20 protein-coding genes and 1 riboswitch are annotated in these 20,420 nt (G+C 63.8%); of the genes, 12 read left to right on the forward strand and 8 right to left on the reverse strand.

The annotated features are described in order from the left end of the window. Positions 1–78: 78 nt before the first annotated feature. Complete coding sequence (locus I6F35_RS27740) at positions 79–594, reverse strand: GcrA family cell cycle regulator (protein ID WP_225120843.1); 516 nt, start codon at positions 592–594, stop codon at positions 79–81. A 498-nt stretch (positions 595–1,092) separates the two neighbouring features. Between I6F35_RS27740 and I6F35_RS27745 the strand changes: the two genes are divergently transcribed. The 3 genes from I6F35_RS27745 to I6F35_RS27755 all read left to right on the forward strand — a co-directional run bounded on the left by I6F35_RS27745 (position 1,093) and on the right by I6F35_RS27755 (position 4,430). After that, complete coding sequence (locus I6F35_RS27745) at positions 1,093–2,304, forward strand: aspartate aminotransferase family protein (protein ID WP_225120844.1); 1,212 nt, start codon at positions 1,093–1,095, stop codon at positions 2,302–2,304. After that, positions 2,301–3,227 (forward strand): ornithine carbamoyltransferase, encoded by a 927-nt coding sequence (argF, locus tag I6F35_RS27750; RefSeq protein ID WP_225120845.1) that lies wholly within the window; start codon positions 2,301–2,303, stop codon positions 3,225–3,227. Before I6F35_RS27745 ends, argF begins: the two co-directional genes overlap by 4 nt. Positions 3,228–3,431: 204 nt before the next feature. Continuing rightward, positions 3,432–4,430 carry an Hsp33 family molecular chaperone gene (locus I6F35_RS27755; RefSeq protein ID WP_225120846.1) on the forward strand — a complete coding sequence of 333 codons (999 nt, stop codon included), beginning with the start codon at positions 3,432–3,434 and terminating at the stop codon, positions 4,428–4,430. A 170-nt stretch (positions 4,431–4,600) separates the two neighbouring features. Here I6F35_RS27755 and apaG read toward each other — a convergent pair whose 3' ends face one another. Then, positions 4,601–4,996, reverse strand: a complete 396-nt coding sequence (gene apaG, locus I6F35_RS27760) for a Co2+/Mg2+ efflux protein ApaG (protein ID WP_225120847.1) — start codon at positions 4,994–4,996, stop codon at positions 4,601–4,603. Positions 4,997–5,221: 225 nt separating this feature from the next. Here apaG and I6F35_RS27765 point away from each other — a divergent pair, with 225 nt between their 5' ends. The 3 genes from I6F35_RS27765 to I6F35_RS27775 are packed head-to-tail and all read left to right on the forward strand — an operon-like array spanning position 5,222 to position 8,262. Then, positions 5,222–6,472, forward strand: coding sequence for an OpgC domain-containing protein (locus I6F35_RS27765; protein WP_225120848.1), 1,251 nt, complete (start codon positions 5,222–5,224; stop codon positions 6,470–6,472). Further along, positions 6,469–7,227, forward strand: a complete 759-nt coding sequence (locus I6F35_RS27770) for a GDSL-type esterase/lipase family protein (RefSeq protein WP_225120849.1) — start codon at positions 6,469–6,471, stop codon at positions 7,225–7,227. The genes I6F35_RS27765 and I6F35_RS27770 overlap by 4 nt, the downstream gene beginning before the upstream one ends. 15 nt (positions 7,228–7,242) lie before the next feature. Continuing rightward, a complete protein-coding gene (locus I6F35_RS27775; RefSeq protein ID WP_225120850.1) occupies positions 7,243–8,262 on the forward strand; it encodes an SGNH/GDSL hydrolase family protein in 1,020 nt (339 codons plus the stop codon). 115 nt (positions 8,263–8,377) lie between these two features. Here I6F35_RS27775 and I6F35_RS27780 read toward each other — a convergent pair whose 3' ends face one another. After that, the gene (locus I6F35_RS27780; RefSeq protein ID WP_225120851.1) at positions 8,378–9,586 is read right to left on the reverse strand and encodes an O-succinylhomoserine sulfhydrylase; all 1,209 of its coding nucleotides are present in this window, start codon (positions 9,584–9,586) and stop codon (positions 8,378–8,380) included. Positions 9,587–9,652: 66 nt separating this feature from the next. Then, a riboswitch (SAM riboswitch) is annotated at positions 9,653–9,732 on the reverse strand. 111 nt (positions 9,733–9,843) lie between these two features. Between I6F35_RS27780 and I6F35_RS27785 the strand changes: the two genes are divergently transcribed. Beyond that, positions 9,844–10,950 carry a 2'-deoxycytidine 5'-triphosphate deaminase gene (locus I6F35_RS27785; RefSeq protein ID WP_225120898.1) on the forward strand — a complete coding sequence of 369 codons (1,107 nt, stop codon included), beginning with the start codon at positions 9,844–9,846 and terminating at the stop codon, positions 10,948–10,950. Between the two features lie 715 nt (positions 10,951–11,665). Next, complete coding sequence (locus I6F35_RS27790) at positions 11,666–13,078, forward strand: adenylate/guanylate cyclase domain-containing protein (RefSeq protein WP_225120852.1); 1,413 nt, start codon at positions 11,666–11,668, stop codon at positions 13,076–13,078. 45 nt (positions 13,079–13,123) lie between these two features. Here I6F35_RS27790 and I6F35_RS27795 read toward each other — a convergent pair whose 3' ends face one another. Next, positions 13,124–13,447, reverse strand: coding sequence for a hypothetical protein (locus I6F35_RS27795; RefSeq protein ID WP_225120853.1), 324 nt, complete (start codon positions 13,445–13,447; stop codon positions 13,124–13,126). Between the two features lie 114 nt (positions 13,448–13,561). After that, positions 13,562–13,762, reverse strand: coding sequence for a hypothetical protein (locus I6F35_RS27800; RefSeq protein ID WP_225120854.1), 201 nt, complete (start codon positions 13,760–13,762; stop codon positions 13,562–13,564). Positions 13,763–14,134: 372 nt separating this feature from the next. Here I6F35_RS27800 and I6F35_RS27805 point away from each other — a divergent pair, with 372 nt between their 5' ends. Then, a complete protein-coding gene (locus tag I6F35_RS27805; protein ID WP_225120855.1) occupies positions 14,135–14,359 on the forward strand; it encodes a hypothetical protein in 225 nt (74 codons plus the stop codon). A 94-nt stretch (positions 14,360–14,453) separates the two neighbouring features. Here the strand turns inward: I6F35_RS27805 and I6F35_RS27810 are convergent, their stop codons facing one another. Then, entirely contained in the window at positions 14,454–15,194 is a 741-nt protein-coding gene (locus I6F35_RS27810) for an SDR family NAD(P)-dependent oxidoreductase (protein ID WP_225120856.1), read from the reverse strand. A 102-nt stretch (positions 15,195–15,296) separates the two neighbouring features. Between I6F35_RS27810 and I6F35_RS27815 the strand changes: the two genes are divergently transcribed. After that, a complete protein-coding gene (locus I6F35_RS27815) occupies positions 15,297–15,908 on the forward strand; it encodes a TetR/AcrR family transcriptional regulator (RefSeq protein WP_225120857.1) in 612 nt (203 codons plus the stop codon). Positions 15,909–15,935: 27 nt separating this feature from the next. Here I6F35_RS27815 and I6F35_RS27820 read toward each other — a convergent pair whose 3' ends face one another. Both I6F35_RS27820 and I6F35_RS27825 read right to left on the reverse strand, forming a co-directional pair. Next, the gene (locus tag I6F35_RS27820; RefSeq protein WP_225120858.1) at positions 15,936–16,169 is read right to left on the reverse strand and encodes a hypothetical protein; all 234 of its coding nucleotides are present in this window, start codon (positions 16,167–16,169) and stop codon (positions 15,936–15,938) included. Between the two features lie 165 nt (positions 16,170–16,334). Beyond that, positions 16,335–17,672 carry a sorbosone dehydrogenase family protein gene (locus I6F35_RS27825; protein ID WP_225120859.1) on the reverse strand — a complete coding sequence of 446 codons (1,338 nt, stop codon included), beginning with the start codon at positions 17,670–17,672 and terminating at the stop codon, positions 16,335–16,337. Between the two features lie 123 nt (positions 17,673–17,795). On the opposite strand from I6F35_RS27825, the gene I6F35_RS27830 reads away from it, so the two are divergent. Further along, positions 17,796–18,845, forward strand: a complete 1,050-nt coding sequence (locus I6F35_RS27830; protein WP_225120860.1) for a hypothetical protein — start codon at positions 17,796–17,798, stop codon at positions 18,843–18,845. A gap of 101 nt (positions 18,846–18,946) precedes the next feature. After that, entirely contained in the window at positions 18,947–20,392 is a 1,446-nt protein-coding gene (locus I6F35_RS27835) for an MATE family efflux transporter (protein ID WP_225120861.1), read from the forward strand. Positions 20,393–20,420: the final 28 nt, after the last annotated feature.

The raw sequence follows: 20,420 nt of genomic DNA on the forward strand, positions 1-20,420 counted from the left end.
ACCACTTGGGCCAGTGGTTATGGGTCCCGGGTCGCGCTTCGCTTGCCCGGGAGGACATCGTTGAAGCAGCGAATATTGCTACTTGCCGTGTGAAGGCTTGACCGACGGGCGGCGCCGGTCGGCCGCGGGCTGGTAGGCGATGCGCGAGTGGTGCGCGCAATAGGGCAGGCCGGGAAGCGCCTTGCCGCCGCAGAAGAAGAATTCCGGGCTCGAGGGATCGCCGACCGGCCAGTGGCAGGTGGCCTCGTTCAATTCGAGCAGCGACAGCCGCTGGCTCATCGGCACCACGTTGTCATAGGCGACCGGGTCCGCTTCCACCTCCACCTCGAAGGCATGGGCCAGCGCGGTGTTGCCGCGGGAGACCGGACGCGCCACGCGCATCATCGGCTGTGCCGGACGCGCCTTGCGCTGCCGCGGCGCGGCTGCAGCGGGCGTCTTGGCGCGGCCGGACAGGCCCAATCGATGAACCTTGCCGATCACCGCATTGCGCGTCACGTTGCCGAGTTCCGCAGCGATCTGGCTGGCCGAGAGCCCGGCTTCCCAGAGCTTCTTCAATTGCTCGACGCGTTCGTCGGACCAGGTCAATACCGTCATCGCATCTTTCCCTTCGCGTTACGTCTGCCAATCCTGGGCAGCGCTGCGATGCCAAATCTCAAAAATCCCTGCGGGCAGAATCCCTTAAGGCTCGCCGGGCGCGAAAAGCGCGCCCGAACGTGTACGCCGCACACAGAGGACTCTTGGGATCAAAACTGCCGCACGAGATGTCGTACCCGACAGTGGGGACGCTACAATATGGCGTGACTCTGGCGCAAGAGTCCGCGCCTATGCGTCCACATGTTCCGATCATTTAGGGATTGCAATCCGGCTTTTCCACCACACCGGAAAGCTACGGATTCGCCCTGATTTACCGCTCCAATTGGCGACCTCGTGGCGATTGACAGCACCCGCCGCGCGCATAGAATGCCTCTACGTGCCGCCCTGCAAAGGCGGCACGTTTTGTTTTCGCTGGATGAGCTCTGGCCGCGTGTCCGCATCGTTACACGCCGCCAGGGCCTATCTGAAAGGCTTGTCTGAAACCCCTCAGTGATCGCCATGACCGACAGCGCCACGTCGCACCTGCTTCCCGTTTTTGCCAGGGCCGATCTCGGCTTCGAGCGCGGCGAAGGCTGTTGGCTGGTCGCGACCAATGGCGAGCGCTATCTCGACTTCACCTCCGGCGTCGCGGTGAATGCGCTCGGCCATGCCCATCCGCATCTGGTGAAGGCGCTGCAGGAGCAGGCGACGAAGCTCTGGCACATGTCGAACCTGTTCAAGAGCCCGGACGGCGAGAGGCTCGCCGCGCGGCTCTGCGAGCAGAGCTTTGCGGACTTCGTGTTCTTCTGCAATTCCGGCGCGGAAGCGATGGAAGGCGTGATCAAGGTCGTGCGCCACTATCACTTCTCGAAGGGGCATCCGGAACGCTATCGCATCATCACCTTCGAGGGCGCCTTCCACGGCCGCACGCTCGCGACACTCGCTGCGACCGGCGCCCCGAAATACCTCGAGGGCTTCGGCCCGCCGATGGACGGCTTCGACCAGGTGCCGCATGGCGATATCGAAGCGGTGAAACGCGCAATTGGTCCGGAGACCGCAGGCATCCTGATCGAGCCGGTGCAGGGCGAAGGCGGCGTGCGCTCGGCGCCGCCGGCCTTCTTCAAGGCGTTGCGTCAGCTCTGCGACGAGCATGGCCTCCTGCTCGCCTTCGACGAGGTGCAGACCGGCATGGGCCGCACCGGCGATCTCTTCGCCTACAAGCGCATCGGGGTTACTCCTGATGTGATGTCGCTGGCCAAGGCGCTCGGCGGCGGCTTTCCGATCGGCGCCTTTTTGGCGACCGCGGAGGCCGCCTCCGGCATGACGCCGGGCTCGCACGGCTCGACCTTCGGCGGCAACCCGCTTGCGGTCGCAGCCGCCGGCGCCGTGCTCGATGTGATGCTGCAGCCCGGCTTCTTCGATCGCGTGCAGAAGATGTCGCTCCTGCTCAAGCAGAAGCTCGCTTCCGTGGTCGACCGCTATCCGTCCATTCTCGCCGAAGTGCGCGGCGAGGGGCTTCTGATCGGCGTCAAGGCCGTGGTGCCCTCGGGCGACCTCGTCAACGCCCTGCGCGCGCAGAAGCTGCTCACGGTCGGCGCCGGCGACAACGTGGTGCGTTTCCTCGCGCCGCTGATCGTCACCGAGGCCGAGATAGAGCACGCCATCGATTGCCTCGAGCGCGCCTGTACTGCGCTTTCCGGCGAGCTCTCAAAGAAGGCGGCGGGGCAATGAGCACGATGCCCCGTCACTTCCTCGATATCAATGCGCTGCCGCTGAAGGAGCTGCGCACCATCCTTGCCGCTGGCGCCGCCATGAAGGCGAAGCTGAAGGCGCACGAGAAGAGCACGCCGCCGCTCGAAGGCAAGACGCTGGCGATGATCTTCGAGCGCCCCTCGACCCGCACGCGGGTGTCGTTCGATGTCGGCATGCGCCAGCTTGGCGGTGAATCGATCATGCTCACCGGCGCCGAGATGCAGCTCGGCCGCGGCGAGACCATCGCCGATACGGCGCGCGTGCTGTCGCGCTACGTCGATGCGATCATGATCCGCATCCTCAACCACGAGGCGCTGCTGGAGCTTGCCGCGCATGCCACCGTTCCCGTCATCAACGGGCTGACGCGCCGCTCGCATCCCTGCCAGGTGATGGCAGACCTGATGACGTTCGAGGAGCGTCGCGGTTCGATCGAGGGCAAGACCGTGGCGTGGACCGGCGATGACAACAACGTGCTGGCATCATGGGCGCATGCCGCCGAGCGTTTCAAATTCCAGCTCAACATCGCGACGCCGCCGCAGCTCGCGCCGAACAAGACGATGCGCGACTGGATCAAGGCAACCCAGGCGCCGATCGTGCTTGGCAACGATCCCGAAGCGGCCGTGCGTGGCGCCGACTGCGTCGTCACCGACACCTGGGTGTCGATGGGCGACAAGGACGGCGAGCATCGGCACAATGTGCTGCGGCCCTATCAGGTCAGTGCCAAGCTGATGTCGCTGGCAAAGCCCGATGCACTGTTCATGCATTGCCTGCCCGCGCATCGCGGCGAGGAGGTCACCGACGAGGTGATCGACGGCCCGCAATCGGTGGTGTTCGACGAGGCCGAGAACCGCCTGCATGCGCAAAAGGGCATTCTGGCCTGGTGTTTCGACGCAGTGGCGTAGGCGCCCCATCGATTACAGCTGTCGTCCCGGGCTTGACCCGGGACCTATAACCACAGGCCGACGTGATCGCGTTCGCTGGAGCGACAGCGAAGCGCAACAACCAGCACCTGTGATTATGGGTCCCTGCTTTCGCAGGGACGACGGGTGATTTCGTGCTTCGTGAACCCCTTTCGTTTCGCCTCTCGAGCCCCCAGATAGAGCGCCATGGTTTCACAATCCCCCGACATCAAGATCACGGAAACGCCGACCCGCGCGCCATCGGCCGTGCCGGTCGACGACGCGGTGCTGCCGTTCGAGATCGATGCACTCGATCTGCGCGGGCGGCTGACGCGGCTCGGTCCCACCCTCGACGACATCCTGCACAAGCACGATTATCCGCCTGCCGTCGGCAAACTGCTCGGCGAGGCGATCGTGCTGACGACGCTGCTCGGGTCGTCGCTGAAGTTCGACGGCCGCTTCATCCTGCAGACCCGGACCGACGGCCCGGTCTCGTTCCTGATCGTCGATTTCAAGGCGCCGGATCGGCTGCGCGCCTATGCGCGCTACGACGCGGCGCGGCTGCACGATGGGCTCGATTCCGGCGCGCTGCTCGGCAAGGGCCATCTTGCGATGACCATCGACCAGGGACCGGATATGAGCCGCTATCAGGGCCTGGTCGCGCTGCATGGCGGCAGCCTCGAAGACGCAGCGCATGAATATTTCCTGCGCTCGGAGCAGATCCCGACGCGGGTGCGGCTCGCGGTCGGCGAGGAATGGCGCGGCGGCGACGGCGGCAAGCATCGCTGGCGCGCCGGCGGCATGCTGCTGCAATTCCTGCCGAAGGCGCCGGAGCGCGCGCGGCAGGCCGACCTGCATCCCGGCGATGCGCCCGAAGGTACGGTTGCCCACGAGGTCCCGGAAGACGATGCCTGGGTCGAGGGACAATCGCTGATCGGCACGGTCGAAGACGTCGAACTGCTCGACCCTGATCTCTCAGGCGAGCGGCTGTTGTACCGCCTGTTCCACGAGCGCGGCGTGCGCGTGTTCGCGCCTCTGCCGCTGCGCGCGCAATGCTCCTGCTCGCGCGAGGCGGTGTCCTCGATGCTGAAAAGCTTCACGCCGAAAGACCGCGCCGACATGGTGAAGGACGGCAAGGTCGTCGTCACCTGCGAGTTCTGCTCGTCGGTCTACGAGTTCACCCCGGAAGAAGCCGGCGTGGAGTAGGGCGTTTGCTTACCACAATCACAACCGTCATCACCCGCGCATGCGGGTGATCCAGTATCCAGAGACGTCCGCGTTTAAGTGGAGAAGCCGCCGCTTATTGGATGCCCCGCCGGAGCCTGTCGTCGGGCTCGCCGAAGGCGAGACCCGGTAGCGGGGCATGACCAGAGAAGCTAATTCAACACCCTTTTCCCGTCCGCCGGGCTGTCGAGCGAGAACGTCGGCACGTCGATCTCGAACCGTTCGCCGCTCTCGCTCACCATCTGGTAGCGCCCGCTCATGAAGCCGGAGGCGGTCGGCAGCGGCACGCCCGAAGTGTATTCGAAGCGTTCGCCCGGCGCGAGCACCGGCTGCTCGCCGACCACGCCTTCGCCGCGCACTTCCTGCTGACGGCCGGTGGCGTCGGTGATGAGCCAATACCGGGTGCGCAGTTGCACCGTTTCGGTGCCGGAATTGGTGATGACGATGGTGTAGGACCAGAAATATTGCCGGTTCTCGATCGACGAACGTTCCGGCAGGAAGTTCGGCTCGACGGTGACTTCGATGTCGCGGGTGACGGCGCGGTACACTTTTCCATCTCTCCTCAAATCACATCATAGCCAATAAGTCCGTCGGAACCAATCGTCGGTCCGGGTGAGGAAAGTTTGCTTGGCAAGTTTTCTATCGCCGTTTGACCATAGTTCCGCTCTAAAGGCACAAGCATCCGCGCCGATCCCGTATCTTGCCCGCAAGTCGCGGGCAGATATTATCTTTTCGAGCAGGGCGGGCGCAAAACTTCGCGGTCATGGTGCCTGATGACGTCGATTGCCGATCCAATCTCCGGGACGGAGCTTGCCGACGCCAAGGATGCGAGCGCAGCGGTCGCCGCCGCGCCCGCGATCACGATGCCCGCGACCTCCGAGCGCGAATTGCGGCTCGATTTGTTCCGCGGGCTCGCGCTGTGGCTGATCTTCATCGACCATCTGCCCACGAACATCCTGACCTGGTTCACGATCCGCAACTACGGCTTCTCCGACGCGACCGAAATCTTCATCTTCATCTCCGGCTACACCGCGGCTTTCGTTTACGGCCGCGCGATGCTGCAGGCGGGTTTTGTGGTCGCGACTGCGCGCATCCTGCGCCGCGTCTGGCAGATCTACGTCGCGCACGTGTTCCTGTTCACGATCTTTCTTGCGGAAATCTCCTACGTCGCCACCCGCTTCGAGAACCCGCTTTACACCGAAGAGATGGGGATCATGGATTTCCTCGAGCAGCCCGATGTCACCATCGTGCAGGCGCTGCTGCTCCGCTTCCGCCCCGTCAACATGGACGTGCTGCCGCTCTATATCGTCTTGATGCTGTTCCTTCCCCTGATCCTGTGGCTGATGAAGTGGCGGACCGACGTGACGCTGGCGCTCTCGGCCGCCCTCTACGTCCTGACCTGGCACTTCGATCTCTATCTCAGCGCCTATCCGAACGGCGTCTGGGCCTTCAATCCGTTCGCCTGGCAATTGTTGTTCGTATTCGGCGCCTGGTGCGCGCTCGGCGGCGCGAGGCGGATGTCGCGCATCCTGGCCTCCCCGATCACGCTCTGGATCTGCATCGCCTATCTGTTCGCGGCGTTCCTGGTCACGCTGTCCTGGTACCTGCCGCAGCTCGGCCATATCGTGCCGCGCCGCATCGAACAATGGATGTACCCGATCAACAAGACCGATCTGGACGTATTGCGCTTTGCCCATTTCCTGGCGCTGGCGGCGATTACCGTCCGCGTTCTCCCGAAGGATTGGCCGGGTCTGAGGTCGCCGTGGCTGCGACCTTTGATCCTCTGCGGCCAGCACTCCCTTGAGATATTCTGCCTTGGCGTGTTCCTGGCATTTGCCGGGCATTTTATCTTGGCCGAAGTGTCCGGCGGCGCCGGGATGCACTTCCTGGTCAGCGTCACCGGGATTGTCATCATGTGCGCCATGGCGTGGGTGATTTCGTGGTACAAACACTCGGCCGACAAAGGCGCCTCGCGATACAGGAGCACCGGCGGCAATGCCGACCTGGCGGGAGGGGCGGTATGAAGCCCGGCGTCTGGACTGTGCTGAGCCTGACGCTGCTGGCCGGTCACCTGGCCACGGTCCCGGCACGCGCCGGCGATCCCGAACAGATCTGCGACGTCCCGGCCAATCTGCTGTCCACCGAGAGCCGGCTGCCCAAGGTGGGCGAGGCGGTGAGGAGCGGCCAGCCCCTGAACGTGCTGGTGGTCGGCAGCCGTTCCTCGACCATTCCCTCCTACGAGGCCAGCGCCTACCCGGCGAAGTTGCAGGCCGCGCTCAAGGAGAGCCTGCCCTCGACCCCCGTGAACCTGTCCCTGGAGGTGCAAAGCGCCAGAACCGCGGAGGACATGGCGGGCGGCCTCCTTAAGCTCGTGGAAGCAAAAAGGCCTACTTTGGTCATCTGGCAGACGGGAACCGTTGATGCTATCCGATCGACTGATCCCGATGACTTCCGCAACGCCCTCGACGCAGGGATTGGTGCGTTGCAACAGGCGGGAACCGACGTGGTCCTAGTCAATCTTCAATACAGTCCGCGCACGGAGAGCATGATTTCCGGCTCACCATACCTAGATAATATGAGGGTGTCGGCACAAGAGCACGATGTCCCGCTGTTCGATCGTTTCGCCATCATGCATCACTGGAACGATGCGGGTGACTTCGATCTGTTCAGCCCCGCCCACGGGGTGGAGCTGGCCAAGCGGGTGCATGCCTGTCTCGGCCGCGCGCTGTCGAAATTCGTGATCGACGCGGCCCACCTCGGACCGGCACAGCAGAACTAAAGGGAAGCAGCGTTAATGAGTAACTACCGCCCTTTTTGCCGAAGCACATGGCTGGTTGCGGCCGCTGCCGTCACGGCATCCGTGCTCGTGACCTCGCCGCTGCACGCGCAAGTTGCGCGCGGCGATCAGCATGCGGCGCTTCCTGAGGGCGCGAAATCCCAGCCTGCATCCGACAAATCAGGGCCGTCCACGCCGGCCAATTCGTCCAGTGCTGCGGGCGCCGATCAGCGTGACCCCGGACAGAAGGGCATCGCCGGCAAGGCGATCGACAAGGTGAAGGAGGTCGCGAAGTCCGCCAGCGACATCTTCCACCGCGTGCCCTGCCTGCCGCCCAAGGGCGTGGCGAAGACGATGGGCTCGCTGCCCCACGTCGCGAGCAAGCTTGCCGCGGGCCAGCCGGTGACGATCATTGCCTTCGGCTCGTCCTCGACCCAGGGCTACGGCTCGTCGGCGCCGGAATTCACCTATCCGAACCGGCTCGCGGCGCAATTGCACCGGCAATATCCCGGCGCCGACATCCGTGTCGTCAATCGCGGCAAAGGCGGCGAGGACGCGCCCGAAATGATGCGGCGCCTGCAGACCGAGGTGATCGATGCGCATCCGGACCTCGTGATCTGGCAGGTCGGCACCAATGCGGTGTTGCGCGATCTCGATCCGAGCGAGACCGGAAAGATGGTCGAGGACGGTGTGACGCGCATCCAGGCCGCGGGCGCCGATGTCGTGCTGGTCGATCCGCAATACTCGCCGCGCGTCAACGAACGCGCCGCCAGCGCCAGCAAGATCATCCGGCTGCTCAACCGGGTCGCCGAGCTGCGCCATGTCAGCATCTTCCCGCGCTTTGAGGTGATGCGCGAGTGGCACGAGAAGCAGTCGATCCCGATCGACAGCTTCGTGATCGCCGACGGCCTGCACATGAACGATTGGGGCTACGCCTGCTTCGCCCAACTGCTCGGCGACGACATCATCAAGTCGGTCGGACAGATCAAGCTCGGCGTCAACGTGCCCGCGGATGTGCGCACGTACAGGCCGATGTGACACCGCTGTCGTCCCCGGCTTGTGGCGTGATGGTTGAGAGGCTCGTCTCAACAACCGCACCCTGTGGTTACGGGTCCCCGCGTTCGCGGGGACGACAGGTGTGCGTTGCAGGAGTTCACACCGTCTCCAGCGCCTGAACGAAATCCTCGATCAGATCATCCGCGTGCTCGAGACCGGCTGAGAAGCGGATAAAGCCTTCGCTGATGCCGAGCTCGGCACGCGCTTCCGGCGTCAGGCGCTGATGCGTCGTGGTGGCGGGATGGGTGACGAGGCTCTTGGCGTCGCCGAGATTGTTGGAGATGCGCGATATCTTGAGCCCGTTGAGGCAGCGGAATGCACCGGCCTTGCCGCCCTTCACCTCGAAGCCGATCAGGGTCGATCCTGACCGCATCTGCTTTTTCACCGTGGCCGCCTGCGGATGATCGGCGCGGCCGGGATAGATCAGCCGCGTGATCTTCGGATGGCTTGCGAGCGCGTCCGCGATCTTCGCCGCCGTCTCGGTCTGCGCGCGGACGCGCACCGCCAATGTCTCCAGCCCCTTCAGCAGCACCCAGGCGTTGAACGGCGACATCGACGGCCCGGTCTGGCGGAGGAAATTATGGATGTGCTCGGTGATGAAGGCTTCGGAGGACAGGATGATGCCGCCGAGGCAACGTCCCTGACCGTCGATATGTTTGGTCGCGGAATAGACCACGACATCGGCGCCGAGCGAGAGCGGGCTCTGCCAGATCGGGGTCGCGAACACATTGTCGACGATCAGCCGTGCGCCGCCCTGATGCGCGATCTCGGCGATCGCTCCGATGTCGAGCACGTCGAGCGTCGGATTGGTGGGGCTCTCCAGGAAGCAGGTCTTGGTGTTCGGCCGGATCGCCTTTTTCCATTGGTCGAGATCGAGCCCGTCAACCAGCGTCGACTGGATGCCGTAGCGCGGCAGGAGATCCTCCACCACGTAGCGGCACGAGCCGAACATCGCCTTGGAGGCCACCACGTGATCGCCGGCCTTCAGCGGCGCGAGGATCGCGGTCGTCACCGCCGCCATGCCGGTCGCGGTCGCGCGCGCAGCTCCGGCGCCCTCGAGCTCGATCATGCGGCGCTCGAACATGGAGATATCTGGGTTGGAAAACCGCGAATAGAGGAAGCCGGGATCTTCGCCCTTGAACCGCGCCTCGCATTCCTCGGCGGTCGCGTAGACGAACCCCTGGGTCAGGAATATTGCTTCGGACGTCTCGCCGAATTGTGAACGCAGCGTTCCGGAATGAACCAGCCGGGTTTCGGGGCGGTAGCGCGCAGCCGATTTTGACTCAGACGATTTCGACTCAGACATGGGACCTCCAACGTGACCATTTCCTTGGGAAAATGATCACAAAAAAACCGGCCTGAAGGGCCGGGATCGCTAAGGTCCCCGGCCTGTTTAGCGATTTATTTAACGTGGCTGCAAGCCGGCCGGCTCAAATCACCACGGGATAAGTGGTGCTGATATTCGTTCCCGCCCTTTTCGTCAAGACGCGCTTCGGTTAACCGATAAAATCCGATACTTTGAGGCCACAAATGGCGGTGAACCGTCTTGAGGGACCGCGTCCTGTGTCGTTCGTGCTGCAAGACGATGCCAATGGTATCCTGCCCGACCGCATGATCGCGGCGATGGCGGATGCAGGCTTGGTCCTGCCGGCCTATCCCTTCGTCGAGAGCCAGATCCAGCCTGCGAGCCTCGATCTTCGCCTCGGCGACATCGCCTATCGCGTGCGCGCAAGCTTCCTCCCCGGCCCTGGCGCCACCGTTGCCGAGCGCATCGACGAATTGAAGCTGCACGAGATCAGCCTGGCTGACGGCGCGGTGCTTGAGACCAATTGCGTCTACATCGTGCCGCTGTTGGAAAGCCTCGCTCTGCCGCCCGAGCTCATCGCGAGCGCGAATCCCAAGAGCTCGACCGGACGGCTCGACGTCTTCACCCGCGTGATCGCCGACGGCACGCGTCGCTTCGACATGATCGGTGCCGGCTATCACGGCCCGCTTTATGCGGAGATCAGCCCCAAGACGTTTCCGATCCTGGTGCGCGAGGGGTCGCGGCTGTCGCAGGTTCGTTTCCGCACCGGCGATGCCATCCTCAACGCCGACGAGCTCGATGCGCTGCATGACGTTGAGCGCCTGGTCGACATCGACGATGCCGATCTCACCAATGGCGTCGCTGTGTCAGTTGATCTCTCGGGCGAAAATTCCGGCGGCTTCGTCGGCTATCGCGCCAAGCGCCACACCGGCGTGGTCGACGTCGATCGCCGCGGCGGTTATCTGGTCGATGATTTCTGGGAGCCGATCCGCGCGCGCCCCGACGGCAGCCTGATCCTCGACCCCGGCGAGTTCTATATCCTCGCCTCAAAGGAAGCCGTGCAGGTGCCGCCGGACTACGCCGCCGAGATGGTGCCGTTCGATCCTCTGGTCGGCGAATTCCGCGTCCACTATGCCGGCTTCTTCGATCCCGGCTTCGGCTATGCCGGCGCTGGCGGGCAGGGGGCGCGCGCCGTGCTGGAGGTGCGCTCGCGCGAGGTGCCGTTCATCCTCGAGCACGGCCAGATCGTCGGCCGCCTCGTTTATGAGAAGATGCTTGCCCGCCCCGATGCGATGTACGGCCAGCGCATCGGATCGAACTACCAGGCCCAGGGCCTGAAACTCTCCAAGCATTTCCGGGTGTGATCCTTTCGCTACGGTTCACCCTCAATTCACACTTTACGTCTTTTGCGACCACCATAACGACACAAAGTGGTTGTGGCCTACCTCAGCGTGCGACGCTTGATGGGTAGACCATGGACTACGCTGCAACCTGTATCGGGGTCATTGCGGCTTGGCTCGCCTCCAATGGGCTTGTCGCCATTGCGCTGACCTATTGCGCTCCGGGTGAGCGCCTTTGGCGCCGTCAGCGATCAGAACCTGTCGACCGCACTCGCAGCCGCCACCATTCGGAAGGAGAAACGACAATTTTGAGCGTGTTCAAGCCGACGTAACATTCGCTGGTCCCGCATGACGCGGGTTGTGGCCCGGACGCATCAACAGTGCTCGAAACTTTCCCCTGCGGTCGAATCTTTTTGACTGATCGGGCGTGAGATCATCCACTAAGAGCATGTTTGATGCAGTAATTTCATGTCTGATTATATTAAGCGTCGGTATTCTCATAGCCCACGCGATCGATGCCCTTCGACCCTGAGCATGATGCGGAAAAGTGGAGACCGGTTTCCCTCGCGACAACACGAAGTGTTTGCGCGGAGATCATGCTCAAACAATGAGCTGTAGCGGGATGGCAATTGGAAGAGAAGTGATCATGCTTTAGCGGCCGGCTGCCGTCCCGATTTTCGCCTGCGCCGCAAACAACATAGAAGCGGCATCGCCGGGACAATTGAGGTATGTTCGGCACATGCAGGATAGCGCCACCCTCTTCGACACCTTGCGCCGCACGGCCGATCCAGTGGTGGTCGATGCCGTCGATGATCTCGTCCAGAACGGCCGTGACGAGGAACTGGCCCGGGTCAATGCCGTGGCCTTCGCGGCCGGCAGCGGCCTGGACGAGGCAAAGGTCATCGCGACCCTTCTGCATGCGTCGCGGCTGGGCCTGTTCGAGATGTCCTGGAACATTCTATGTCCGAGTTGCAGCGGCATCCTCGGCGCCAACGCCACGCTGCGGAGCGTGCGCAAGGAGGACTACCATTGCGCTTTCTGCGGACTGGCGAGCGAGCCGGTGCTGGACGAAACGGTGGAGGTCAGCTTCACGGTCAGCCCGCGGCTTCGCCGCATCGCTGCCCACGCACCGGACCAGCTCGGCTTCTGGGACTATCACCGGCAGGTCTTTTTCGGGACCGGCGTCGTCTTCCCTGAACCGGACACGTTCGCGGAGCTCTCCCGCAAGGCTCTGTTGGAGACGATCGAGCTGCAGGCCGGCGAACGGATGATTTTGGCTCTGCAACTTCCGGCGCAGCCGGTGATCGTCTTCGACCCGGTAACCCATAGTGCCCATTTGATCGAGACCTCGGGCGAGCCGACGGCGGAACGCCGCGAGCTCTCGATGATTTTCATGAACGCCCCGACCGGTGTCAGCCGCGTGACCCTGTCTCCAGGCCCATTGCGTCTTCTGCTGGACAATCGAACGGAGCGCCGGGTTCTGGTCGGCGTCTATGCGACGGGCCCGGAGCTGGATCGGCTGATCGGCGACCGCCGCCCGTTCCTTAGCGCCAAGCGACTGTTGACGAACCAGACATTCCGCGACCTCTATCGGACCGAAACCCTTGACGTCGAGCAGCGGCTCAAGATCATGAGCCTGACCTTCCTGTTCACGGACCTGAAGGGGTCGACCGACCTGTACGATCGTGTCGGCGACCTCGTCGCCTATGATCTGGTGCGCTCCCACTTCCAGATACTGAACGAAATCGTGGCGTCTGAATCCGGCGCCGTGGTCAAGACCATCGGCGACGCCGTGATGGCGACCTTCCCGGTGCCGCACAGCGCCGTCTCAGCCGCCCTGAGAATGCGCGATTCGATGCGGCAACTGAATGTCCGGCGGGGGGCAGAGGAACTGATCCTGAAGATCGGGATCCACGAGGGGCCATGCCTTGCGGTGAACCTGAACGACCGGCAGGATTACTTCGGCCAGACGGTCAACATCGCGTCGCGGGTGCAGGCCCTGGCCACCGGCGACAGCATCTTCGCCACCCAGGCGGTCGTGCAGGATCCGGAATCGGCTCGGCTCATTTCGTTGCGCGGCGTGGATGCCCAACCTCAGGTGATGTCGCTGCGCGGTGTTGGCGAGCGCATACCGATCTTCGCGATCGGTTGACCAAAGCGTTTTCGAGCGAAGCCGATACGGACTGGCTTTCGCAGATCAAAAGCCCGCCGGTTTGCCTTTCGAAATGCAGTTCTGGCAGATATTCAATTTACGCCTCAGCCGATCATCATCGGCTTGCTGGTGCGCTGCTTCTTCCTCCCAGTTCGTCGGCTTGGATTCCGACGCCGAACCCTGCGCCGTTTCAGCCTTGCCCCGCTTCTGGGCCGCCCGTAGCTGCGGAAGAGAAGGGATCGTTTCCGGCGGAGGCTGATAGAGCCCGTCTATATCGGTGGGACCCAACGAGCCCTGCTGGGCATAGCAGCCGGCGCCAGCTTGGCAGAACACTGCCGCGAACAGCAGGCCAGCATAAATGAGCTTCATGGACTTCTCTCCGGCACGGTCACGCCCGCCGGACTGTGGCGGCAGCGACGCTCTTGCAGCAAGGCCAGGCATCTGAAAAGCGTTTGATGTCCCAACACATCAAAACCCGCCGGTTCACATTGGCGGGCCGCTCCAGTCGAAACGACAAGTTGAAATCTGAGGATTGGCCAGGCTTTGCACGGCCGACCTTTCCTCGTTCAACCGCCTTTCGACAAACCCGCGCTCGAGGTCGGTGAGATTGGTTCCGAGCAGCCGTCGATAGCGGTTGATGTTGCTATTATGAGCCCGCAGACGGGCGACTTTCTCGTCGGTCATCGAGCATCCATGTGCAAAACAGAAAACAGAAGAAGTCAATTTTGAGCCTACGAAAATACCGTCGCTGATTGACGTCTTTATGAAGTCTTCAATCAGCTCGGCCCCGGCGCCTGGCGGTTCATAAAACGGCGCCGCCGGGCTCGAAATACGATGTCCCGACGGCGTTTGTCTCAACTGGTGCCCTGAAATCCCAGTGCTACACGTTAACAAGACCGTGCCACGCCACGTGTGAAATGGTTCACAAAGCTGAACTTTCACTGCACCGGCGTTGTTATTGGACGGCTTAGGCCAGTCTTAACCATCACATCTCTTTGGTTTTTTCGCCGGCGGCCTGCCGCTGTAATGTTGCGCTCGATCAGTGCGGAGGGCACCATGGACCAGCGGGATTGGAGCCGCGTCGAGCAGGAACTCGGCGAACTGGTGCCAAGGGCGGACATGCCCTCACACCGGCCGCCCACACCAGCGCATCGCAATCTGGCAAATGGGGCAGTGCCCTCGAGCGAGGACGCGACGAAGGCGATCCTCGACCAGATCACTCAGGCGCTCGAAAGCGACGGCATCGTGCCGGGTGGGACGCGCGACGGCGAAAGCGACTGACGCAACAACGGTCAGCGGCGGGCCGAGTGGCGGCCTGGCAGCGCGAAGGCGCCGACAGGCCCGCCGGGTGACCGCCGCGATGAGGGGTGGCCGTTCACGCGTTGGCGGCGCCGTCGATGGTAAGTTCGCTGCCATTGATCGATCGCGCTTGCGGACCGGCCACGAACGCGACCAGCGCTGCGACGTCGTCCGCATTGCCATAGCGGGGGATCGCCATCCGCGCCCGCTGGGCGGCTGCCTGCTCGCCTTCAGCGGGGTTCATATCGGTGTCGGTCGAGCCCGGATGGACGATGTTGACCGTGATGCCGCGGCTGCCCAGATCGCGCGCCAGCCCCTTGGTCCACGCGATCAGCGCGGATTTGCTCATCGAGTAGAGACTCACGCCTGCATCGGGTACGCGGGTCGCAAGATTGCTGCCGATCGAAATGATGCGGCCACCTTCGCCCATGTGCGCCGCCGCGGCCTGCGATCCGACCACCACCGACCGGACGTTGACCGCAAGCGTGGCGTCGATGTCTTCAAGGCTCAGCTGGTCGATCGGTCCGCTCCTGAAGATGCCGGCATTGTTGACCAGAATATCGAGGCCACCGAAGGCCTTCGCGGCTTGATCCACGGCCGCCTTGACCGCGGCGGCATCAGCGCTATCGGCCTTGATCGCAAGTCCCCGCCGGCCCAGTCGCTCGATATCGGCCACCACGGCCTGCGCTTTGTCGGCCGAACGTTCATAGGTGATTGCAACATCTGCGCCATCGGCGGCGAGCCGCCTCGCGATCGCGGCGCCAATCCCGCGGCTCGCGCCCGTCACCAACGCCCGCTTTCCCTGCAATGCGCTCATGATCCATCTCCACTTTTGTGTCGATCGATACAGAAATAGGCCGGTTGCAACGGAGCGTCAAGAGGATTAATTTAGTGAACGACACAGAAATCGGATGGTCGGATGGTCGAACGAGGTCGCCCCAGGGGCTTCGACAAGGACGCGGCGCTGGCGCGCGCCATGGAGGTGTTTTGGGTCAAGGGCTATGAAGGGGCCTCGATGACCGATCTCACCACGGCGATGGGAATCGCATCGCCGAGCCTTTATGCGGCCTTCGGCTGCAAGGAAGAGCTGTTCCGGCAGGCGCTGCAACTCTATAGCGCGACCGAGGGGCCCGAGATCTGGGCTGGCATCGCTCGCGCGCACACTGCCTATGAGGCGGTGGAAAGCTATCTCATGCAGACGGCGAAGGCGTTCACGCGACGGAACCGGCCGCCGGGTTGCTTGGTAGTGCTGTCAGCACTGCATGCGACCGAGCAGTCCGAAACGGTGCGGCGCGAGCTGATCGCGATGCGCATGAAGAACGTCGAGGATCTGCGGCGGCGCCTGCAGGAGGGTGTGGCGTCCGGCGAGATATCGGCAAAGGCCGATCTCGCGGCGATCGCCCGCTACTACGTCACCGTGCAACAGGGCATGTCGATACAGGCGCGCGACGGCGCGAGCCGGCGAGAACTGGAACGCGTTGCGCGCGCAGCGCTCGCCGCGTGGAAGCCCCTGACCAGCGCGCCGAGTTGACCGTTCTTCCGCGGGGCGCCTTGCGATCTACTTCGCGAGCAGCTCGGCCAGGTCGGTTGAGTTCGGACAGCGCAGCTCATCGATTCGTCGGGCCAGCAGCAACGCGCTCGCCCGCAGGGCTTCCAGCCTCGATGCTTCGGGATGCTGCTTTTCGAGTTCCGTGATTCGTTCGTTGTAGGAAGCCAGCTCACCTTGAAGCCGCTCAATTTCCACCGTGGCGTGACTAGACACCACCGGCGCAGATAGTCTGGTCGCCCGCATAACCATCTCCCCAAGTATGGTCGATGCTTCGTGAACCGAATTCGTGGCGAGACCGAGAAGCCATTTGGGCGAGGATGCGACCGCCGCGGGTAATGTTTGCGTTCGCGTGCAGCGAAGCCACAGTAGGAACCGGGGCTCGCCATGCAGCGCGTCCGACATCTGGCGTTATTTCGCCGCTGCATGCGTCGCCGGTGTCACGCGCCAGACGGCGTTGCCGACGTCGTCGGCCACGAGCAGTGCGCCGTCCCTGGCCATTCGCACGCCGACGGGACGGCCCTGCGCTTCGCCCCGATCGTTGAGGAAACCGGTCAGGATGTCCCGGGGCGGACCTGCCGGCTTGCCATTCGCGAACGGCACGAAGATCACCTTGTAGCCGGAGCGCGGCTTGCGATTCCACGATCCGTGCTGGCTGATAAAGGCGCCGCCGGCCATGTCCTGCGGAAAAAGATTCCCGGTGTTGAACGTGAGCCCGAGCGAAGCGGTATGTGCGCCAAGCGCATAGTCCGGCACGGCCGCCTTCGCGACCATCTCCGGCCGCTGCGGATCGACGCGGCTGTCGACGTGCTGGCCGAAATAGCTGTAGGGCCAGCCGTAGAAGCCGCCATCCTTCACCGAGGTCATGTAGTCAGGCACCAGATCGTTGCCGATCTCATCGCGCTCGTTGACGGTGACCCAGAGTTCGCCGGTCTGCGGATTCCATGATGGTCCGTTCGGGTTGCGGAGGCCCGCGGCGAATACGCGCCACTCGCCGCTCTGTCTGTTGACCTCCAGCACCGCGGCGCGATTGGTCTCGGCCTCGATGCCGTTTTCGCCGACATTGCTGTTGGAGCCGACGGTCGCATAGAGCTTGCTGCCATCCGGGCTTGCGGTCAGGTCCTTGGTCCAGTGATGATTGATGCTGCCCGCGGGCAGGTCGGTTAGCTTCACGCCGGCCGCGTCGATCCTGGTGTCGCCCTCGCGATAGGGGAAGCGCATGATCGCGTCGGAGTTGGCGACATAGAAATCATTGCCGACCAGCACCATGCCGAATGGCGAGTTCAGGTCTTTCAGGAAAATGCTGCGGGTCTCGGCGACGCCATCGCCGTCGGCATCGCGCAGCAGGATGATGCGGTTCGGGCTCGGCACGCCGGCGCCGGCCCAGCTCTGCACCTGCTTGTAGACAAAGCCCTTGATGCCTCTGGCGTCGTCGGGGTTCGGCGGCGCATTGCTCTCGGCCACCAGCACGTCGCCATTCGGCAGCACGTAGACCGTGCGTGGGTGCTCGAGCCCGGTCGCAAATGCGTTCACCGCGATGCCATTCGCGGCTGCGGGCTTGGCGCCGGCGGGCCAGCTCTTGGCGGGCGCGATGTTGACGGTCGGTATCCAGGAATGCTCCGGCGGCGGCAGTGCCGGCGTGGCCCCATAGCTCTGCGCGACGGTCTTGGTATCCTGCGGGTCGTTGCAGGCCGAAAGCGACAGCGCCAATGCGCCGATCGACATTGCCAACAGCAGATTTTTGCGCATGTTGGGCTCCCTGGGATATGGCGCAGAGACAATGCGGGATGCGCCCGAACGTTCTTATGCTTCGGCGTGAATTTCGTGTGACGAGGCGGGGGCCAACCTCGCGGCAACGGAACGGGAGCGAACATGACGGCAGGCCAGGATGCACGTGAAGCGCAATGGCTGAAATGGCGCAGCGTCGCCGATCTCTACCATGCTTTTTTCACCGGCCTCATCCTCACCGTGGTGACGCGGCGCGGCACGGCGGATGCCGCCGAATTCGTGTTCCGGGTGTTTCGCCGCCAGCAGCAGGAGCGTTTCCTGCCAGGACTGGAGAAGCTCGGCATCAGCCATCTGCCGCCGGCGGTGGCGGCGGCGCAATACCACTATCTCTCCAACTGGATCGGCGGCGTCCATGTCGAGTACATCTACGAGAGTGACCGCAAGGCCTGGATCCGCTACCCGCCGCCGCGCTGGATCTGGCGCGGCACCGCGATCTGCGGCATCCCCGGCGAAGTCTCGCGCGCGATGCTGCGCGGCTGGCACGCCAACAACGGCATCGTGCTCGGCAAGCCGCAGCTCGGCTTCGTCTGCACCAAGCAGGGCGTCGACGCGCAGGACGGCCTCGAAGGCTACTACTGCGAATACGATCATCCGCTGGAGCTCGACCAGCGCCTGGTATTCGCGCGTCATCTGGAGGCGCCGCTGTTCGATGCCGCCAAGGCGCCGGCGTTGCCGGTCGAGAGCTGGCCACGGCCGCGGCTGGAAAAAGCCTCTCGCAATTACGCGATGGAATATGTGAAGACCGCCGCGCCCGTGATCGTGCAGGCCTTCGGGCCGGAGGATGCGGGCTATCTCCTGCATCGCACCGGCAAACTGATCGGCATGCAATATTTCGAAGAGGTCGCACGCGCCTTTGGCGTGAGCGGCGGAGGTGCAAGCGAATTCGTTGCCTTCCTGCGTATCCTGTTCGAAGCGCAGGACGATATCGCAGAGATCAGCGAGTCCGAAGGCAGTTTCGAAATCCGCCAGCAGAGCTGGAAGCTGATGGCCGACGTTGGCGATTATCATCCGGGATGCGCGAGTGTGCTGACCGGCCTGTTCGAGGGTCTTGCAGCCGGCTGCGGCCGCCACATCCCGGTGCATCTGAAGCCTGCGGCCGGCGGCAGGGCCCCGTTGGTCTGGACGATCGGCTAATCCCGCAGGGTGCCCCTGCGCGGGGCGCACATGGATTTGATCGCGGGCGTGGTAGGGAAGCACCGCGCCGCGGCAACCCGGCCGCGCGCGTGGGAGTGAAAATGCCTGATATCGCGGTTGCCGAAATACCTGTCGACGAGGAAGAGCGCCCGCTGCCACCACCGGTGACAGCGCCGGCGCGCAACCGCCTGCTCGACGGGCCGATCCTGCGCACGCTTCTGTGGCTCGCCTGGCCCAACGTGATCGCGCTGTCGGCCGGCACCTGCGTGGTGATCGCGGAGACCTCCTATATCGGCCGGCTCGGCGTTGAATCGCTGGCCGCGATGGCGCTGGTGTTTCCCTGCGTGATCCTGACCATGACCATGTCGGGCGGCGCCATGGGCGGCGGCGTGGCCTCTGCGATCGCGCGTGCGCTTGGCGCCGGCGAGACCGAGCGTGCCTCGACGCTGGCGGCGCATGCGCTTCTGATCGGCATCACCTTCGGGCTGGTCTTCATGCTGGGCATGCTGATCTTCGGCCCGCATCTTCTGGAGTTGCTCGGCGGCCGCGGCAATGTGCTGGCGCAGGCGGTTGCCTACAGCCAGATCTTTTTCGGCGGCGCCGTGCTGCCGTGGCTGATGAACACCATGGCCGGCGTGCTGCGCGGCACCGGCAATATGAAGCTGCCGTCGACCATGATCCTCTCGTCCGCGATCTGGCAGATCATCCTGGGCGGCACGCTCGGACTCGGGCTCGGTCCGATCCCGCAATTCGGCATGCGCGGCGTCGCGGCCGGTTCGCTGATCGCCTATTCGATCAGCATCGCCGTGATGGGCTGGTACCTGTTCTCGGGCCGCGCCCGCGTCGTGCCGAAGCTCTGGGGATTGCGCGTCCAGTGGGCGATGTTCATCGACATCCTGAAGGTCGGCGCCATTTCCTGCTTCTCGCCGCTGCAGTCGGTTTTGACCATCAGCATCTTCACCCACATGCTGGCGAATTTCGGCACCGCGATCCTCGCCGGCTACGGCATCGGCGCGCGGCTCGAATTCATGCTGACATCGCTGGCGTTTGCGACCGGCATCGCCTCGGTGCCGATGATCGGCATGGCCGTCGGCGCCGACCGCATCAAGCGGGCGCGGCGCATTGCATGGATCGCGGGCATGGTGTCGTTCGTCTCGGTCGGCACGATCGGCAGCTTCCTCGCTATCTTTCCCGACCTCTGGGTCAACATCTTCACCGACGACCCGGCCGTCCGTCTGGCCAGCCATCAATATCTGTCGACGGCGGCGCCGATGTACGCCTTCATCGGCCTTGCGATGTCGATGTATTTCTCCTCGCAGGGAGCGGCAAAAGTGCTGGGCCCGGTGCTGGCGCAGACTGCGCGGCTTATCTTCATCGCCGCCGGCGGCTGGTGGCTGTCGACGCATGCCGCGACGGCGCAAAACTTCTTCATGCTCGCCGCCGCCTCGATGGTGGTGCTCGGCGTGCTCTCATGCGTAAGCGTCGTGCTGACGCGCTGGGGGCCGAAGCGCGCGCCGATTGCGAAAGTGCGACCGGCGCTGTCTTGACATTTATCGTCTCGCCGCCGCGATCACG

Source organism: Bradyrhizobium sp. BRP22, assembly GCF_020194175.1.
Classification (GTDB): Bacteria; Pseudomonadota; Alphaproteobacteria; order Rhizobiales; family Xanthobacteraceae; genus Bradyrhizobium.

What these genes read in the sequence shown, in the direction of transcription:
- I6F35_RS27740 (WP_225120843.1), bottom strand. Translation starts at nt 594, where the DNA reads ATGACGGTATTGACCTGGTCCGACGAACGCGTCGAGCAATTGAAGAAG.
- I6F35_RS27745 (WP_225120844.1), top strand. Translation starts at nt 1,093, where the DNA reads ATGACCGACAGCGCCACGTCGCACCTGCTTCCCGTTTTTGCCAGGGCC.
- argF (WP_225120845.1), top strand. Translation starts at nt 2,301, where the DNA reads ATGAGCACGATGCCCCGTCACTTCCTCGATATCAATGCGCTGCCGCTG.
- I6F35_RS27755 (WP_225120846.1), top strand. Translation starts at nt 3,432, where the DNA reads ATGGTTTCACAATCCCCCGACATCAAGATCACGGAAACGCCGACCCGC.
- I6F35_RS27765 (WP_225120848.1), top strand. Translation starts at nt 5,222, where the DNA reads ATGACGTCGATTGCCGATCCAATCTCCGGGACGGAGCTTGCCGACGCC.
- I6F35_RS27770 (WP_225120849.1), top strand. Translation starts at nt 6,469, where the DNA reads ATGAAGCCCGGCGTCTGGACTGTGCTGAGCCTGACGCTGCTGGCCGGT.
- I6F35_RS27775 (WP_225120850.1), top strand. Translation starts at nt 7,243, where the DNA reads ATGAGTAACTACCGCCCTTTTTGCCGAAGCACATGGCTGGTTGCGGCC.
- I6F35_RS27780 (WP_225120851.1), bottom strand. Translation starts at nt 9,586, where the DNA reads ATGTCTGAGTCGAAATCGTCTGAGTCAAAATCGGCTGCGCGCTACCGC.
- I6F35_RS27790 (WP_225120852.1), top strand. Translation starts at nt 11,666, where the DNA reads ATGCAGGATAGCGCCACCCTCTTCGACACCTTGCGCCGCACGGCCGAT.
- I6F35_RS27795 (WP_225120853.1), bottom strand. Translation starts at nt 13,447, where the DNA reads ATGAAGCTCATTTATGCTGGCCTGCTGTTCGCGGCAGTGTTCTGCCAA.
- I6F35_RS27800 (WP_225120854.1), bottom strand. Translation starts at nt 13,762, where the DNA reads ATGACCGACGAGAAAGTCGCCCGTCTGCGGGCTCATAATAGCAACATC.
- I6F35_RS27805 (WP_225120855.1), top strand. Translation starts at nt 14,135, where the DNA reads ATGGACCAGCGGGATTGGAGCCGCGTCGAGCAGGAACTCGGCGAACTG.
- I6F35_RS27810 (WP_225120856.1), bottom strand. Translation starts at nt 15,194, where the DNA reads ATGAGCGCATTGCAGGGAAAGCGGGCGTTGGTGACGGGCGCGAGCCGC.
- I6F35_RS27815 (WP_225120857.1), top strand. Translation starts at nt 15,297, where the DNA reads ATGGTCGAACGAGGTCGCCCCAGGGGCTTCGACAAGGACGCGGCGCTG.
- I6F35_RS27820 (WP_225120858.1), bottom strand. Translation starts at nt 16,169, where the DNA reads ATGCGGGCGACCAGACTATCTGCGCCGGTGGTGTCTAGTCACGCCACG.
- I6F35_RS27825 (WP_225120859.1), bottom strand. Translation starts at nt 17,672, where the DNA reads ATGCGCAAAAATCTGCTGTTGGCAATGTCGATCGGCGCATTGGCGCTG.
- I6F35_RS27830 (WP_225120860.1), top strand. Translation starts at nt 17,796, where the DNA reads ATGACGGCAGGCCAGGATGCACGTGAAGCGCAATGGCTGAAATGGCGC.
- I6F35_RS27835 (WP_225120861.1), top strand. Translation starts at nt 18,947, where the DNA reads ATGCCTGATATCGCGGTTGCCGAAATACCTGTCGACGAGGAAGAGCGC.